This is a genomic window from Rhodococcus sp. JCM 9793 (assembly GCF_055380405.1).
Window position 1 is genome coordinate 4714316 of sequence record NZ_AP043721.1, and the last position, 17167, is coordinate 4731482.

At 65.1% G+C, this 17167-nt stretch carries 9 protein-coding genes, 1 tRNA gene and 1 pseudogene; 4 read left to right on the top strand and 7 right to left on the bottom strand.

What is annotated here, in order from left to right; all coding sequences use genetic code 11:
* Nucleotides 1-107: 107 nt before the first annotated feature.
* Nucleotides 108-3194: pseudogene (locus ACZ46K_RS23845) on the bottom strand (AAA domain-containing protein); the annotation flags it as partial.
* Nucleotides 3195-3465: 271 nt separating this feature from the next.
* Nucleotides 3466-4278: a GIY-YIG nuclease family protein gene (locus ACZ46K_RS23850; RefSeq protein WP_054804720.1), complete on the bottom strand. Its 813-nt coding sequence runs from the start codon at nucleotides 4276-4278 to the stop codon at nucleotides 3466-3468.
* 223 nt (nucleotides 4279-4501) lie between these two features.
* On the opposite strand from ACZ46K_RS23850, the gene ACZ46K_RS23855 reads away from it, so the two are divergent.
* Nucleotides 4502-4996, top strand: coding sequence for an HNH endonuclease (locus ACZ46K_RS23855; protein WP_054804719.1), 495 nt, complete (start codon nucleotides 4502-4504; stop codon nucleotides 4994-4996).
* A gap of 291 nt (nucleotides 4997-5287) precedes the next feature.
* Here the strand turns inward: ACZ46K_RS23855 and ACZ46K_RS23860 are convergent, their stop codons facing one another.
* Nucleotides 5288-5998, bottom strand: coding sequence for an SGNH/GDSL hydrolase family protein (locus tag ACZ46K_RS23860; RefSeq protein WP_464745110.1), 711 nt, complete (start codon nucleotides 5996-5998; stop codon nucleotides 5288-5290).
* 50 nt (nucleotides 5999-6048) lie between these two features.
* On the opposite strand from ACZ46K_RS23860, the gene ACZ46K_RS23865 reads away from it, so the two are divergent.
* Nucleotides 6049-6882, top strand: coding sequence for a helix-turn-helix domain-containing protein (locus tag ACZ46K_RS23865; RefSeq protein ID WP_054809670.1), 834 nt, complete (start codon nucleotides 6049-6051; stop codon nucleotides 6880-6882).
* 12 nt (nucleotides 6883-6894) lie between these two features.
* Here the strand turns inward: ACZ46K_RS23865 and ACZ46K_RS23870 are convergent, their stop codons facing one another.
* Together ACZ46K_RS23870 and ACZ46K_RS23875 are read right to left on the bottom strand one after the other, a co-directional pair.
* Entirely contained in the window at nucleotides 6895-7314 is a 420-nt protein-coding gene (locus ACZ46K_RS23870; protein WP_054804727.1) for a cupin domain-containing protein, read from the bottom strand.
* Nucleotides 7315-7379: 65 nt separating this feature from the next.
* Complete coding sequence (locus tag ACZ46K_RS23875; RefSeq protein ID WP_464749451.1) at nucleotides 7380-12209, bottom strand: AAA domain-containing protein; 4830 nt, start codon at nucleotides 12207-12209, stop codon at nucleotides 7380-7382.
* 374 nt (nucleotides 12210-12583) lie between these two features.
* Here ACZ46K_RS23875 and ACZ46K_RS23880 point away from each other — a divergent pair, with 374 nt between their 5' ends.
* Nucleotides 12584-15061, top strand: coding sequence for a LuxR C-terminal-related transcriptional regulator (locus ACZ46K_RS23880; RefSeq protein ID WP_464745112.1), 2478 nt, complete (start codon nucleotides 12584-12586; stop codon nucleotides 15059-15061).
* Nucleotides 15062-15070: 9 nt separating this feature from the next.
* On the opposite strand, the gene ACZ46K_RS23885 is transcribed toward ACZ46K_RS23880, so the two are convergent.
* Together ACZ46K_RS23885 and ACZ46K_RS23890 are read right to left on the bottom strand one after the other, a co-directional pair.
* A tRNA-Cys gene (locus tag ACZ46K_RS23885) sits at nucleotides 15071-15142 on the bottom strand.
* A gap of 40 nt (nucleotides 15143-15182) precedes the next feature.
* Nucleotides 15183-15821 carry a TetR/AcrR family transcriptional regulator gene (locus tag ACZ46K_RS23890; protein ID WP_054804716.1) on the bottom strand — a complete coding sequence of 213 codons (639 nt, stop codon included), beginning with the start codon at nucleotides 15819-15821 and terminating at the stop codon, nucleotides 15183-15185.
* A 393-nt stretch (nucleotides 15822-16214) separates the two neighbouring features.
* Here ACZ46K_RS23890 and ACZ46K_RS23895 point away from each other — a divergent pair, with 393 nt between their 5' ends.
* The gene (locus ACZ46K_RS23895; RefSeq protein WP_464745114.1) at nucleotides 16215-17156 is read left to right on the top strand and encodes a 2Fe-2S iron-sulfur cluster-binding protein; all 942 of its coding nucleotides are present in this window, start codon (nucleotides 16215-16217) and stop codon (nucleotides 17154-17156) included.
* The last annotated feature ends 11 nt before the right edge of the window (nucleotides 17157-17167 follow it).

Consider the following 17167-nt stretch of genomic DNA (forward strand, 5'->3'; position numbering starts at 1 on the left):
TAGGCCACAACCCTACGAAACGCACACTGAATCCGCAATGGAGTGAGCCTTCGCATCCGCCTCAGGTGCGGTCTCGCCAGTCGGCTCTGCTCTCAAACATCATCGGCCTACGGATCAACAACACCCGCTGCGCGATATTGCCTCCGCTCTCCAGGTGCTGAGATCTCGTCAACAACCCCCACGACGACAAGTTCGTCCAGCACCAGGAGCAAGTCCGTCCAGTCCATGTCGAGTCGGCTTGCAAGCTCAACCACCGGATGCGCCTCATTCCCGAGTGCTCTCAGGATCGTTTCCGCGCGCCCCGATAACGCGGAGGTAACCACGGACGAATCGGCAGCCCGGGCAGGCTCACTCAGCGGACCGTCGTCCATCAATTCGACCGACGTCCAACCCACATCGAGCACGACACCAGCATCAGGCGTGATGCCACGCCGCTCCAACTCACCCCACAGCTCCGCCATCGCCGCGACCGGGTCGAAGTAGAACTCCGATTCACGCACCCGCCAGAACTTCCACCCGCTCCGTTGCAGCTCACGCTCGCGTTCGAGATCGGCGCGCTGCTGATCAGGGCTCGAATACCACTGATCGCCATCGCACGCGACAGTCAACTTCCCTGCCACGCCGGTCACCACCAAGTCGATGACGTGGCCGTTCACTTTCACCTGGGGATTCACGTGGTACCCGCGAGCAACGATGTCGAGGAACACCTCCTGCGTGAAGAGACTGCCGAACGCCTCGTGTCGCTCGTTGCGGGTGACGCCTTCCGGCATGGGCGCGGCCGGCGCTTGCGACGTCGACTGCATGTATGTGAGCAGGGAATGCCGCAGGTCCGTGGGCCGCAACGTGTCGACAGTCCGCGAATGGAACAACCACAGCTGATCCTGCGCCCGCGACGCGGCAACGTTGAACCTTCGCTGGTATTCGGTTCTCGTCATCGCCGCGATGTTCTGTTCGGGTGCGACGACCATCGACAGGAACACCACGTGCCGTTCGTCGCCCTGGAAATCTGGGGGCGTGCCGACTCGGAGCCTGCGCTCCTCCCACTGCTCCGGGCTCACCCTGTCGAGTAGTTCGTTCTGGATGGCGTCGACCTGCGACTGACCCTGCAGAACCACCACACCGAACGTCTTCCCGGCATACGCCTCGTCATCGAGACACCGGACGAGAGTGTCGGCGAGAGCATGAGCCTCGACGTGATTCGTCAGCGTCGAGTTCTGTCCGGTGACGGCACCACCTTCGACGAAGGTGGTGCGCAGCGGCGGCAACCTGTCGGATCCGAACTGCCGCACCGGAACCAGCGGTGCATCGGCATAGAACTGGTCGCTCGACCACGCAATGATTTCGGGCATCGACCGGAAATGCTCCCGCAACCGGATGACGCTCCCGAACCGCGACCGCAGCAACGAGAACAGGCTCGACCTCGGAGTAAGACTGTCGCGCATATACTTCGGGATGTCGGGCAGGTACGAGTCGAGGCGGCTGAACACTCCTTCGAGTGCCCCCAACGACACCGCGCTCGGCGCGCACTGGTTGTCGTCGCCCACCACGATCACCCGCGGAGCCAGCCATAACAGGAACAAGCTGCTGATGTCTGCCTGGCTCGCCTCGTCGATGATGACGACGTCGAACGAATTCTGCTCGGGCGGAATCGAAGCCAACACCTGCTGCAGCGGCATCACCCACGCCGGCACTGCACCCTGCGCGACTTGCATGGACTCACGGGCCGCAGCACGATAACGCTCCGCGTATCTGCCGGTGCCCTTGCCGATACTCGCGACATGGTCGCGGTAGGAATGGAGGGCCTGGACCTGCTCGGCGGTCGCGCGGTCGAGACATGCGCTCCACGCCTTCTCCGCAGCGAGCTGCGTGGTGAGCCGCGCGATGTCCTTCTCGACGGCGTCGAGGTCGCGTTCGAACTGCCCGTCGTTGCGGTGCTCGTGGTAGCGCCGCACCCACTCATCTGCACGGCGCCACGCCCACGCACTCTCGATGCGGGAGAGTCGAGCCGGCCAGTCCCGTCTCGACGGATCCTCTGCAATGGCCTGCGCGAGCGCCGGTGCTGCGTCGGTCAATCGCGCATGCAGGGATACGAGGTCCAACTCGTCACGCTGTTCGCCTGCAGCACGGTCCCACGCGTCCAATGCTGCGTTGATGCTGTCGAAGTCCGCGTCGTGGAAAGCCCGTGCCAACGCGCGCCCTTCGGGTGATGCTCCCCCGGCGATCTCGCCCCGCACATACATGCCGACGGATTCGAGCCAGGTCTTGCTTGCTTCCGCAGTGCCTGCCGCGGCGATGACCTGCGCCGACCTCGCAACGGATCGCGCCTGTTCGACATTCGCAATCGCGGGCGCACCCGGATTGACCTCCCGTAACGCCGATTCGACGTCCCGCACCCGTGCAATGAGACTGTCGACGATGCCGCGGTCCCGATTGATGAACGCCAGGGTGCCGACTGCACGGCTGCGCGACTCGTCGAGCGTGATGTCGATGCCGAGATCGCGGAGGACGATCCCCACCACCCGCACCGCATCGAGCGCACGAAGATGCTCGGCCACGATGCGCGCCGTGGGGGCGGTGGTGGCCGCGACACCGTCGACAGTCGCAGGCTCGCCGAGCACCTCGACCGCTGATTGCTCGTCGCTCCTCCTGAACCGGGAGAAGCCGCTGCGCCAGGTATCTCCCGCATCCAGCTTGCGGGCCAGTGCGTCGTACGCCTCGAACGCGGCCCGCCCTGTCACTGGTGTCTCCACTGCGCTGGTACCGACGACGCGGTCGGCATCCTGCGCGGCCTGCACGAGGTCGGCGAACTCAGCGGTCTTTCCCCACAGGTGGTGCGCTCTCCCCGACAAAACGTCGTCGGCCGCACGTTGGAATCGTGGGTCGAGTTGTTCCGCGTCGTGCAGGGCACCCTGCAGTTGTTCACAGAGGTCGCGGATGCGGGCGAGCGTCTCGAGTGACGCACCCTCGAGTATCGCCAGCAATCCCCGAGTCTCACTGCTCGTCGCCTCCGGAGGTGCCTGCGCAACCGCGCTGCACGCGTATTGCACCTCCCGCTGGGTGGGCAGGGACAGTTCGGGAAAGATCTGGTGTCGGCGCCGCGCGCGCTCGACACTCGACCGCTGGTGAAGCGAATGGAGAGTGAGGAGTTCCTCGACGGTCAGCGGGGGTGTGGCGGTGAGGAGCGGCACGGGCAATCGCTCGTGTCGGGTTTCCTGTGCACGGACAGGGGCATCACGGCACGATGCTTGTCGAGGACGCGAACGGGTGCGCTGCGGGTTTTGACGAGTTCGGACAAGAAGGGTGAGCAGGCGTTGCACGCGATCACTCAGTTCAGGATCGTTCTCCCTCGACTCCACGCCCGCTCCCTCATCTGCCGTCACCTCTTCCGCTCGTCGACGGAGCGGGCAAGTCCACTCCAGGAACCGCCACCGACATGTCGATGTCCGGTCCCACTCGCGGGGCAAATCAATTGCCGTTCAGACCGTGCCTGCGTGTGTCGAGGGCGACCTTGAAGTGGCTCTCTGCTGCGTCGATCTCGCGGGTGGGAGTCGCAGGGTCGAACACGCGCAGCAAGGAGAATCTGAAGCTCGCTGGGCTGACGTTGCGAAGTTCGACGTTGCCGCCGTGGCCGTTGGTCGCGTAGACGTTCCAGCGCTGGCGAATGCTCTCCGCGCCGTCGGCCTTGCCCACGTACTGGCGTCCATCGCGGGTGTCGGTGATCAGGTAGACGCCGGCCACCGATGCCAGCGCGGTGCGCCACGAGGCGTAGCGATGCTCACGCATCACGGCCTGAAGCCGGGCATAGTCCAGAACGAGCTGGTCAAATCCGGGGAACGGAATCGGCTCAGCGTCGGCGATCTCCACGACCGGATAGGCGGCTGCCGTTGTGGCGTTGATCCGCCAAGCGCGCGGTGACCTCCACCCGATCACCAATCGGTTTCTGAGGTCGGCGAGCTGTCCGGAAGGGGCGACGTCGAAGGTGCGCAGCTTTCCGTCGTTCGACGTCTCGCCGTTGTTCTCCAGCACCGACCACAGCCGGGCCCTGTCGCCGCCTTCCCTGATGAAGATGAGCCAGATCCGCGGCGGAACGATCGGGAACACGCGAGGTTTCGCGGACTGCTGGCTCGTGTACTTCAAGATCTCCGTGTCGGTGGAATCCGCGTGGATGCCCTGCAGACCGCTGTCGATATGCTCGCGCACGTAAGCGTGGCGGAGGACATGAGCTTCAGCCGGATCGATGCCGGCGCTGTGCATGATCGCACCGAACGTAAGCGACATCGGCGCATCACCCCTTCTCTGGTCACGTAGGGCACATTAGGCATTCTCTGCGACATCGGCGGGCAATTCGCTCAGCGCCGGGTCCGCTACCAAGACGGCGAGCTCCAGGACCTGGAGGAATGGGTGCCGACTCGCCTGCTCGCCTGTCCTTGGAGATCGAAAGCGGCTGCAAGGCGAGTTAGGGCCCCATACCTGGTACTGGTCGTCTCGTCCCAGACGTTCGTTGTTCTCCGTTCAAAGCGACTCTGCATTCGACGACCTCTCCAACTTCGAGGGACGGAAACACGATGCCCCCACAAACTACGAGAAGGGTGAGGACTTACGCACAGGTGCGCGTCGAGAAATCACGGTGCACCGAGGCCAGAAGAAGTTCCGCAAAGCGCTCTTCGCCGCCTACAGAAACCGCTGCGCGGTTACTGGATCCTCTGTCTACTCCGTTCTCGAAGCAGCGCATATCGACCGATACTTCGGCGATCACAGCAATCACGTCACCAACGGCCTCCTTCTGCGCGCTGACCTCCACACACTGTTCGACCTCCAGCTGTGGACTGTCAGTGACGAACTGACCGTCAAGGTGGCGCCTTGGCTGAAAGACAGCGAGTACGGCGAATACGATGGGGCCTCGCTCGAACTACCCAAGAATCCGATGCACCACCCGGACCCAGATGCTCTTGCCCGCCACCGGAAATCATGTAGCTGGATAACACAACCGGTCTAGCTCCACCGAGCACCTGCGACCGCGTAGGCCACAACCCTACGAAACGCACACTCAATCCGCAGTGTCTACGTCTCCACCGATTCTGCGCCAGAAGGTGAAACGGCGCCTCCACGCTACAAGCTCTCCAGCGGCTCTGTTATCGAACAGAAGGACTGGAGCGTGCACAGCTCCTGATCCTCACGACCTATGACACCGATGAGAACGTCTACCAGGCGCTCGAGGCCCTCGAACTCGACGAAGATCCACGGAAAGTGTTCGGCAACTGTGAGGCGTCAGGGAGTCGGCTGAGGGTCAATGCCTGCGCAGCAGCCCGGCTTCGAGTGTCTCGGCGATCAGGGCCGCGCCCTTGTTGTTCTGGTGGACGTGGTCGACGGTGAGGAGGAGCCCTCTCCGATCGGAGATCGTGTCGAGGCTGCGGCCCAGGACCCGACGCTCAGCGAGCATGGCGAGGAACCCCGGCACGGTCATTTCCTGGTATGGGACGGCGGCGGGCCTCTCGGCCGCGAGCTCCTCGACCTGCCGCTCATGGACGGGTAGGTAGACGACCCCGTGGCTGGCGGCCAGGTCGGCGATCATCGTGCTGTACCGCGCCGACGCCTCTGCCGGCGACGCTTCCAGGTCCTGTCCGAGCACAGGAATGGAGGCCAGGCCGATCTCCGCATCGGTCTCGGACCGGAGCCTGTCGACCACGCGGCCGAGACAGTCCTCGAACCAGCCTGCCGAAGGCTCGGTCGGCAGCTGCTTGCGCTTCTTCCAGCGATCGAGGGCGAATCCGGGCAGGCTCGCTCTTGCGTCGTTGGTCCCGATCATGACCGTGACCACGTCAGCCGGGGTCGACACCACTTCGTCGAGCCGCTGCAGCAGATTCCACGCGAAGTCACCGTTGGCCGCCAATCGGCTCGTGCTCACACGTCCGGGCATCAGCGCGGAGAGCGGGGCGAGATAGTCGGCGCTGAGCTGCGCTCGGGTCAGGCTGTCGCCAATTGCCGACAGGCGGATCATGATTGGTCCTTCCCGTGAGCGCTCGTGGCGCTCGTGCGTAGATTGATGGGGTGACTGTGGGTTCAGCGACACGGGTGACCGCGCAGCCTTCCCCGGCGTTGCGCGGGTATGTCATGTCGTACGACGGTTTCGAACAGCAGGGGTTTCCACCTGGCGTTCATCGGGGCGTACCGGGGCGCTACCTCACGCTGATCGTCTCCCTGTCCGAGCCGATCCGAGTCGTTCCGGTCGAGGGCTGCACGGTTCGCGACGGGCGGTTCGATGCCGTTGTAGGTGGCCTGACTTCGAAAGCCGTCGCGATCAGGCACGACGGCCGTCAGCACGGCGTCAAGGTGTCGTTGACTCCGATGGGAGCCCGGGCCGTCTACGGGATGCCCGCGGCCGCCCTCGCGAACGACGTGGTCGACGTCGGCCACATTCTCGGCGGACTCGGTCGTGAACTCAGCGAGCGGAGCCGCGAAGCTCATTCGTGGCGTGAGCGATTCGCTGCCCTCGATGACGTCCTCCTGGCAGCCGTCCGCCGGCACGACATGAGCCCAGCGGCGCGTGCTGCCATTCGGCCCGAGGTCCGCGAGGCATGGCGGCGACTGTTGAGCTCCCGCGGCACAGCCCAGATCGGATTGTTGGCAGCCGAACTCGGATGGAGTCGACGCCACCTGACCAGGCAGTTCCACAGTGAGATCGGCCTGACGCCCAAAGAAGCTGCACGTGTTCTGCGCTTCGAGCACGCCTACGTCCTCGCCACGGCAGGAACCCCACCCTCATGGTCCACAATCGCTGCAGCGACCGGATTCGCCGACCAAGCGCACCTCGTCCGGGACTGGCGCGACTTCACAGGGCTCACCCCAACGGCCTGGCGCGGCAGCGAACTGCTCGCTCACTAGCGCCGTCAACGGTTACCGCATCCGGTGCTCGGTGCCGAGCCCTGGAGTGATCGTGAGGATCCGCGCGTCGCCGTCCGCGTCGACCGCATGCCATACACCGGCAGGGTTGACCGTGGCCTCACCCGGACCGAGAGTCACCTGCTCGGTCCCGTCGCCGATCTCTCGTATGACGGTGATCGTGCCGCTGACACACACGATCACCTCGTCACCCGCGGGGTGCCGCTCCCAGTGGTTCCCGCGGCCCTGCTCGTCGATGAGGACGACGAGCCGGCCCTCATTGCCGTCGTCGGCGACCGCCGCCGCGTAAGCATCGAGGGCCGCAGGTTCGAACGTGAACCCCTCGACCGGTCGGGATCGGCATCCGAGACCGAGATGCAAAGGGGTGGACTGCAGGTTTACGGCAACGCGGGAGTCTGTCAACTGAAGGTTCATGCACAACACGTTGTCAAGAAGATCCCTGCCCGGTCTTGAAGAAATGAGACCTTCGCAACCTGTCACTAACGAAGCCTCGGCATCCCGCTCTGCTCTCGAACATCATCGGCATGCGGATCGACAGCTCCCGCTACGCGGTACTGCCTCCGCTCCCCCAGCACCGAGATCTCGTCGACCACCCCCGCGACGACGAGTTCTTCCAGCGCCGCGAGCACATCCTTCCAGTCCATGTCGAGCCGGCCTGCAAGCTCCACCACCGGGTATGTCCCGTTCCCGAGCGCATTCACGATCATGTCCTCGAGGCTCACCGGCGCCGGCGCCGACGCAGTCGACGACGAATCCGCGGCTCCGGCAGGCTCTGCGACCGGCACCGTGATCACGGGAATCATCTCGGTGATCGCGGATTCGTTGTCCGGCTCCGGAACCTCCACGGAAACAGCCTCAACGATCTCTGCAGCGACCGGCGGTGCCACCGGCGGCTCCGCAATGTCGACAACGTCGTCGGCCGGCGGGCCGTCATCCACCAACTCGACCGGCGTCCAACCCACATCGACCACGACTGCAGCATCCGCGACGTCGGGTGTGATTCCCCGCCGTTCGAGCTCGCCCCACAGGCCGGCCATTGCAGCGGTCGGGTCGAGGTAGTACTCGGATTCGCGGACCCGCCAGAATTTCCATCCGCTCCGCTGCAGTTCGCGCTCGCGTTCGAGGTCGGCTCGCTGCTGGTCGGGGCTGGTGTGCCAAAGGTCGCCGTCGCACGCGACCGCCAGTTTGCCTGCCGCACCCGTCACCACCAGGTCGATGAAGTGACCGTTCACCTCGACCTGCGGGTTCACGTGATAGCCGCGAGCAACGATGTCGAGGAACACCTGCTGCTCGAAGAGACTGCCGAACGCTCCGTGCCGCTCGTCGCGTGTGGCGCCGTCGGGCATCGGATCGGCAGGTGTCGGCGACGTCGACTGCATGTAGGTGAGAAGTGAATGCCGGAGGTCCGACGACCGCAGTGTGTCGGCCGTCCGCGAATGGAACAACCACAGCTGGTCCTGCGCCCGCGACGCAGCGACGTTGAATCGCCGCTGGTATTCGGTCCTCGTCATCGCCGCGATGTTCTGATCGGGCGCGACGACCATAGACAGGAACACCACGTTCCGCTCGTCGCCCTGGAAATCCGGGGGCGTGCCCACGCGGAGCCGGCGTTCTTCCCACTGATCCGGAGTGAGCCTGTCGAGCAGTTCGTTCTGGATGGCGTCGACCTGTGATTGCCCCTGCAGAACCACCACACCGAACGTCTTGCCGTCATAGGCGTCGTCGCCGAGGCATTGCACGAGAGTGTCGGCGAGGGCACTGGCTTCGACATAGTTCGTCAACGACGAGTTCTGCCCGGTGACGACACCACCCTCGACGTAGGTGGTGCGCAGCGGCGGCAACCTGTCGGATCCGAACTGCCGCACCGGAACCAGCGGTGCATCCGCATAGAACTGGTCGCTGGACCACGCGATGATCTCCGGCATCGACCGGAAATGCTCCCGCAACCGGATGACGCTCCCGAACCGTGATCGCAGCAACGAGAACACACTGGACCGCGGAGTGAAGCTGTCGCGCAGATACTTCGGGATGTCGGGCAGGTACGAGTCGAGGCGACTGAAGACGCCGTCGAGCGCACCCAACGACATCTCACTCGGTGCGCACTGTTTGTCGTCGCCCACCACGATCACCCGCGGCGCAAGCCACAGCAGGAACAGGCTGCTGATGTCGGCCTGGCTCGCTTCGTCGACGATGACGACGTCGAACGAATTCTGTTCGGCCGGAATCGATGCCAACACCTGCTGCAGCGGCATCACCCACGCCGGTACTGCACCCTGCGCGACCTGCATGGCCCCTCGGGCCGCTGCACGATAGCGCTCCGCGTACCGGCCGGTGCCCTTGCCGATGCTCGCGACATGGTCGCGGTAGGAATGGAGGGCTTGGACCTGCTCTGCGGTGGTGCGGTCGAGGCACGCGTTCCACGCCTTCTCCGCCGCGAGCTGGGCGGTGAGATGCGAGATGTCTGCTTCGATGGCATCGAGGTCGCGTTCGAGCTGCCCGTCGTCGCGGCGCTCGTGGTTGCGTCGCACCCATTCCTCGGCGCGGCGCCACGCCCACGCGTTTTCGACCTGGGTGAGTCGGGCCGGCCACTCGGGGCTGGTCGGATTCTTGGCGATGGCCTGCGCGAGTGCGGGCGCGGCAGCGGTCAATCGTGCGTGCAGGGATACACGTTCGAGCTCCTCACGGTGCTCGCCGATCGCATGACCCCACGCATCCAGCGCTGCGCTGATGGCATCGAAATCCGCGTCGTAGAAGGCCTGCACCAGCGCGCGCCCTTCGGGTGAGACTCCCGCGCTGATCTCGTCCCGCACATACACGGCGACGGTTTCGAGCCAGGATTTGTTCGCTTCCGCAGTGCCTGCCGCGGCGATGGCTCGCGCCGACTCCGCGACCGACTGTGCCTGTTCGATGTTCGCGATCCGAGGCGCACCGGGGTTGACCTCCTGCAGCGCCAGTTCGACGTCGCGTACCCGCGCGACGAGGCTGTCGATGACCTCACGCTCCCGGTTGACGAACGTCAGAGTTCCGACGGCACGGCTGCGCGACTCGTCGGGTGCGATGTCGACGCCGAGATCGTGGAGAACGATGCCCACCACCCGGACTGCGTCGAAGGCACGGAGGTGCTCGGCGACGACACGCACGGTGTGGGCGGTGGTTGCCGCGACACCGTCGACGGTCGCGGGTTCGCCGAGCGCCTCGACCGCATGTTGTTCGTCGCTTCTCCGGAACCGGGAGAGGCCACTGCGCCACGTATCCCCCGCGTCCAGCTTGTGGGCGAGCGCGTCGTACGCCTCGAACGCGTGCCGCCCCACCACCGGCGTGTGCACGTTGCCGGCGCCGATGAAACGGTCGGCGTCCTGCGCGGCCTGCACGAGGCCCGCGAACTCAGCGGTCTTCCCCCACAGGTGCTGGGCCTTCCCCGACAGGACGTCGTCGGCCACGCGTTGGAATCGCGGGTCGAGTTGTTCTGCGTCTTGCAGAGCCCCCTGAAGATGTTCGCAGAGGCCGCGGATGTGATCGAGCGCGGCGGGTGACGCGCCCTCGAGGATCCTCAGCAGTCCCGGCATTTCGCTGCCCGTCACTTCACGTGGCGCCTGCGCGACCGCGTTGCACGCGTACTGCACATCGTCCTGGCCGGGAAGCGACAGTTCCGGGAACACCTGGTGGCGGCGCCGCGCGCGTTCGGCGCTCGAGCGCTGGTGCAGCGACAGGAGGGTGTGGAGTTCCTCGGTGTTCAGCGGGGGCGCGTCGGTGAGAAGGGGCGCGGGCAGCCACCCGTATCGGGTTTCCTGTGCGCGGACCTGCCGGACGATCGACGCGAGCGTCCCCTGATAGCCGGCGACGACCTCGGGGTGAACGACGGTCTCTTCCGCGCGGGCCTTCCGGATCTGTTCTGTCAGAGTCGCTCGACGCCGCGTTGCATCGGTGCGTTGTGTTGCGAGGTCGCGGATGCGCTGCGCCGTGCGACGCTGGTTGAATTGTGCTTTGCGGGTGGCGATCTCACTGACACTGTGGTTGAGTTCGGCAGATCCGCCGCGCGCCGCGTCGGTCACCGACACACACAGATCCTGCAGTTCGGGCGGGAGTTTGTCGCGGAGGACGCGCAGAGCCTGCGCCTTCTCACTGGTCACCAGTACGCGCTGGCCGCGCGCGAGCAGCGCCGACACGAGATTGGCGATGCTGTGGGTCTTGCCGGTGCCGGGCGGTCCTTCGACCACGACACCGCTGTCGGCGGCGAGCCTGTCGATGATGTCGCGCTGCTCCTCGTTCGCGGGCAGCGGGAACAGTGGATCGCCGTCGGCGAGCAGGGCAGACGACGTGCCGGTGCGGTCGAGCCATGCGACACGGTCGGTCGGTTCGATCGCTTCGACGAGCTGCGCGAGACCGAGCGGCACCGGGTTCGACTCGTCGGCCGCGGCCTCGATCATGCGGTTGTAGTACTCGATGAGCGCATAGGCGCCACGTTTGCGCAGCACCAGCGCGGGTGACGGCGTCAGGAACATGTCGGGAGACGGTGCATCCTCTGCACGGTCGACGACGTCGACGCGCACGGTGAGGGCGCGGTCGGCCCATTCCTTGAGGAACACTCGGGCCGCCGGGTCGACGGGTGATGCGACATGGGTGACGAGGGATTCGTGCAGGTTGCGGGTGCTCGACGAATCGAACACCTCCAGCCCGGTGAGGACCTCGATGTCTTCGAGTGACGGGCCGGCATCGGGATTCAACCGGACGAGTAGGTCGCCGGACTCCAGGTGCCGCTCGACGAGGGTGGACTGCGTGATCAGGTGCGTGCGCACCTCCTCGCCTGCCACAGCCTCGGAGAGCTGCAGCAACCCCGACGCGAGGACGAGCTCGACCGATTCCGGTTGGGCTTCGAGGTCGAGCACCGCGCGCTGCAGGAACGTGTAGAGCTGCGACGCCGGTCGTCGCTGACGGTCGACGGCCGCCCACGCCCGCCACTCGGTGAGCCAGGTATCGAAGCCGCCGACGCCGCCGGGAACCTGCGGATCGAGTGTGGGTTCGACGGTGGCGTCGTCGATCGCCCCATGCACATACGCCGCCATCTGCTCCGGAGGGCGCGGCGGGTCTTCGAGGTGAACGCGCCGCGCGCGGAGGACGACGTCGCCTGCTCCGGCATCGGCACTGAGTCCGACGTCGAGATTTCCCTCGTCGAGAGACACCACGCCACGGTGTTGGTCGAGAACCCGGACGGGCGCGCTGCGTGCTTTGACGAGGTCGGACAAGAATGTGAGCAGACGTTGCACGCGATCCCTCAGCTCAGGATCGTTCTCTCTCGACTCCACAACCACTCCACTCACCTCGCTTCCACGGCATACCCGACGACAGAGACGGGCAAGATCACCTTAGGAGTCGTGACCGACATGTCCACCGCCGGTCCCACCGTCAGATCACCGCATCTCCTTCCCGGTGCCGGTAGGACGTGACTGCGGACAGAGCGGTCGTCCGAGCGAATACCCTGACGCCCTCCTCGGGGCAGAGAGTTCGTGGTGGCGGCAACAACGATCTGCCTGCACGAAGGTGGCGTTGGTCATATCTCCGGTCATTCGTCCCACTCGTTCGTTACGTATCGGACATATTGTGATCATTCATGGCGACGGGGCGCCTCGAGCAACAAGGGAAGGACTCTGCCCCGGTGGCCTTTGCTGACGGTGTCCGATCTGGTGTGCCCCTCTCCCGTTCCGTACTCGACGCCATACCGCGCACCCGCCTGTTCGCGCTCCTGGACCAGCAGCCCGCTCTGACCGTGCTGCAGGCACCGCGCGGGTTCGGTACGCGCTCGCTCGTCGCGAGTTGGCTGCACCGCGGAGGCGCCTCGGGTCGCGACGTGACCTGGGTCGACGCCACCGCAGCGGCAGAGCACTCCGCGGCGGATGCGGCCGAGCGATGCGGCGAGCAGATCCGGAACCTCTCCGACCTCGGTGCTCGATTGCTGGTGGTGGCAGGGGTGCCGTCGGCGTGGGCGGCCATGGTGCTCAAAGCCGTGCGGGACATACTCGAACGATGCCCGTCCGCGAACGCGGTGGTGACGCTGCACGGCACGATCAAACCCTCGCACGCGGCAGCGGTCCGCGATATCGACTGCCGTTGGATCGGTGCGGAGCAGTTGTGTTTCACCGTCGCCGACACCGTGGAATTGTGCCGGGCAAAAGACCTGTCTCTGGGCGAGGAAAAGTGCGCCGACCTGCGCAACGCGCTGAGTGGGGTCCCTCCGTTGGTGGCCACGGCAGTGTCGATGCTGCGTATCGCCCCGGTCGCGCCCGTCGACGCCGACAGACGTCTGGTTCCGCCGGTGGATCGAGTGGTCGACGACTATGTCCAACAGCGCCTCGCCGGCCTCGATGACGCAGCACGAAAGGGCGCGCTCGGGGTGGCGGTGCTGCGTCACTGCACGGTGGTCGAGGCTTCCGAGACGACCGGGCTCGAGTCGTGCGAGGAGCTGCTCGAACGCCTCGATTCTGTAGGCCTGATGTTCGGTCGATTCGACGGTGTGCACCGGAGCTGGGTGTGGCCGGCCGCAGTGCGCGACAGGATCCTCGACCTCGCACGACGCGAACGACCCGACAGCATCGACCACGCTCTCGTCCGCCTGGCGGAGGAGAACCTCGCGGCGGGCAACTACGCCGACGCCGCCGCCTATGCCGTCGATGGGAGCGAATGGGATACCGCCGTCCACCTCATCGACGAGCACTGGAGTGACCTCGTCGCGCAGGATTTCGAGATGCTGGTGCATCTGCTGCGAGTGATTCCCGACGAGATCGCAGACCGCCGCCCCGGAATCGCAGCAGGGCGGGCGCTGTTCCTGAACACATTGGCCGGGCACCCCATGCTGCACGTCGATATTCCGACCGATCCGGACGAGCTGGCCGTGGTCGGAGCGGGGCCGGATGCGGCCGAGATACTGCACGTCGGCCTCGTTCAGGCCATCGCATTGCGAATGGCGGGGAGTCTGCGTGAGGCGGGAGACCGCGCAGCGACGTTGATTCCGCTTGTGGACGCCATGCAGACCCATCAACAGCACAACGTCACCGCTCAATTGCCCACCATCCGCCTGCAATGGGCCATCGGTATGCAACTGGCGGGCGATCTCCAGACCGCCACATCGGAATTCGAACTCGCCTACCGTGATGCGCTCAAAGCCGGCTTCGATTTCGTGGTCCTCAATGCCGCCGGGAGCATCGCAGCGAATTGGGCGATACTCGGAGATCCGATGCGGGCGGACGAATGGATCACCGCCGAATCCCGGGTCGACACCAGCGTCGGGTACTGGGACGAGATGATCCGCGTCGGGGGTCGTGTGGCACGCACCTTGGTCGCCCTCGACCGGCTCGACCACGATCGGGCGAAGACCACCTTGGATCTGCTCGGTGTCCCGCCTGCAGGTGAAGAGTTGTGGGGGCTCGTGGCGTATGCCCATACCCAGCACGCATTGTCCACGTCTGACGCGTACACGGGAGTGGCGTGGCTCCATCGCATCATCGACGGTCATCGCAGCCTGCACCAGCCAGGAGCGTTGTCCGACGTGCTATTGACCGCCACCGAAATCGATCTGCAACTGGCCTTGGGCAACGGCAATCGAGCTCGGACGCTGGCCGAGTCCGATACCACCGGTCACCCGCTGATCGTGGTGGCAGCGGCCCGCGTGGAACTTCTCACCGGTCATCTCGAGGAAGCACGCGCGGTGCTCAGCCGGATCACGTGGCCCAGCTGCGGATGGCCACGGGCACACCTCGAGGCGTTGTTGATCGAGGCCGCTGCGACGCTGTACACCGACCGGGACAACGCGACGCGCGCGTGGGCACGCACCGTCACTCTGGCCGAGACCTTCGGCAACCGGCGGGTGTTCACCACCGTGTCGACGCAGGTGAGAGACGAACTGGCCGCTGCCACCGGCATCGCTGTGCCCGAGGGCATACCCGACGCGGTGTTTCCTGACGTGGTGGTCGAGATCGCACTCACCCCACGCGAACTCGGAGTGCTCGTTCAGCTCGATCGTGGCGTCGAGCGTAAGGACCTGGCAGACACCCTGTTCGTCTCGTACAACACCATCAAGACGCAGCTGCGCAGCATCTACAGCAAGCTCGGGGTGCACACCATCAGTGAGGCGCTCGTCCGAGCGCGGGAACTGGGCCTCCTGAAGTAGCCCGCTCAGAGCGGATGGCGGGAGTCGAACCCGCGTTGACGGTTTTGCAGACCGCTGCCTTGCCACCTCGGCCACACCCGCATGTGTATAAACTTTCATGCCGAGCTGATGAGTTCACGATTTAGAATCGGCGTGAATCCAGGGGCTTCTTCGCCCCCTTGACGGCAGGGGTTCGTCGCTCACCTTCGAGTTTGGTCAAGAACCGCTCGACCAGCGCGATGGTCGACGCGTGCCCCATGTCGGTGTGGAAGGCCTCCTCCATGCGGAGGAATCGCGAGACACCGGACATGAGGACGATCACCGCGAGAGGTGGGTACTCGTCGGTGTCGACACCGTGCTTCTCGAGGGTTGCCGACACCGCGTCGAGCTGGAGTTCACGGAACCGTTGCGACGACCGCGAAATTTCGTCGCGGATTGCCTTTCGATGGTTTGCGAGTGCGACGAATTCGAGGGTCAGCGCCGTCGACGACTGGTCGTGAATAGCTTCCCAGAGAGCCCACAGCGGCTGTTCGGAGGCGAGGGCCTCCACCTGCAGTTCGTAGCTTCGTTCGGCTCCGCGCCGGAACAACTCGATGAACAGGCCTTCCATCGTCCCGAAGTAGTAGGAGACGAGTGCCGAGTTCACCCCGGCCATCCCGGCGACTCGGCGCGTGCTGACCGCAGCGTAGCCCTCGTCGAGCATGAGCTGTTGCGCAGCGTCGAGGAGTGCTTGTCGCGTGGTGGAGTTGTCCCCGCCGACGCCACGATCCGGCTTCACCATTCGTCCTCCACCTCACCTGCATTGCCGCGGGCCAAGTGTAGCCACGTGAAGGCGGGCCGGTGCTCCTGCTCAAAAGCAACCTTCCCGCTCCCCTTGACGGCAACACCTGAGCCCCGGTATATCTCTTAATCACTTGATTAAGGTTAATCACTTGATTAAGAGCTTTCAGCTTGACGGTTCCGCTGCAGAATCCCCCGCGCCACGTCGTCGATGTGCACGGTCAGAAGCAGAATGGAGACTTCGGTGTCAGTTCGCGCAACCGCGTCCTCGAACGTCTCGAGCGGCTCCGCACCGACCATGTCCGCTTCACACGCAGCCCGCCCGCCTCGTGGCAGCCACCGCGTGCGCGTTCTCGACGTGGTGCAGGAAACCTGCGATGCCAAATCTTTCGTCTTGGAACCATCGAGTGAGATCGCCCCGCAGTACCGCTACCGCGCCGGGCAATTCCTGACCTTCCGTTTCACCATCGACGGCGAGACCCACGTCCGGTCCTACTCGCTGTCGTCGTCACCTGCGGTCGACCACCGTATGACCGTCACCGTGAAGCGAGTGCACGGTGGCACGGTCTCGAACTGGATCAACGACACGCTACGACCAGGCGACGAGTTGGACGCGACACTGCCCGCAGGTGATTTCGTCCTCGACGACTCCCGTCGGGATATCGTCGCCTACGCCGGTGGAAGTGGAATCACGCCGATCATCTCGATCGTCAAAACCGCGTTGGCGACGACAGACCGGCGAATCCACCTCCTCGACGCGCATCGCACACGCGAATCTGCTTTGTTCGCCGCCGATCTCGACCGTCTTGCTGCTCGTCACCCGGCCCGTCTGAACATGGTCCATCACCGCGATGACGAATCCGGAATCATCGGCGCACACGACGTGCATCGCATTCGAGAACGAGCCGACGACGGCGAGATCTACATCTGCGGCCCCACTCCGTTCATGGATCTCGTCGAGCGCACCTTCCGTAACACCGATATCCCGGCGTCCCAGGTGCACATCGAACGCTTCACTCCACGAACAGAACACGACGACTTTGCGGCGCCGGCCGGCCCTCGGCAGGTAGCGATGACCGTCGAACTCGGACGGCGCACCGAAACACGAGAGATCAGAAACGATGCGACGGTCCTTCAAGCCGCACGCGCTATGGGCCTGAGACCACCGTCCACCTGCGAAGCCGGCACCTGCGGCACGTGCATCGCCCAGGTCGTCGAAGGCTCCGCCGCGATGCGCAACAACGAAGCATTGACCGAAGACGAGGTCGCAGAGGGGTTGGTGCTGACCTGCCAGGCCGTCGCAACCAGCCCGCGCATCCACGTCGTCTACGAATAGAGGGAGCAAGA

Bases quoted from the DNA above. Each gene is read 5' to 3' on its own strand.
- ACZ46K_RS23850 (WP_054804720.1), bottom strand. From the start codon at position 4,278: ATGTCGCTTACGTTCGGTGCGATCATGCACAGCGCCGGCATCGATCCG.
- ACZ46K_RS23860 (WP_464745110.1), bottom strand. From the start codon at position 5,998: ATGATCCGCCTGTCGGCAATTGGCGACAGCCTGACCCGAGCGCAGCTC.
- ACZ46K_RS23870 (WP_054804727.1), bottom strand. From the start codon at position 7,314: ATGAACCTTCAGTTGACAGACTCCCGCGTTGCCGTAAACCTGCAGTCC.
- ACZ46K_RS23890 (WP_054804716.1), bottom strand. From the start codon at position 15,821: ATGGTGAAGCCGGATCGTGGCGTCGGCGGGGACAACTCCACCACGCGA.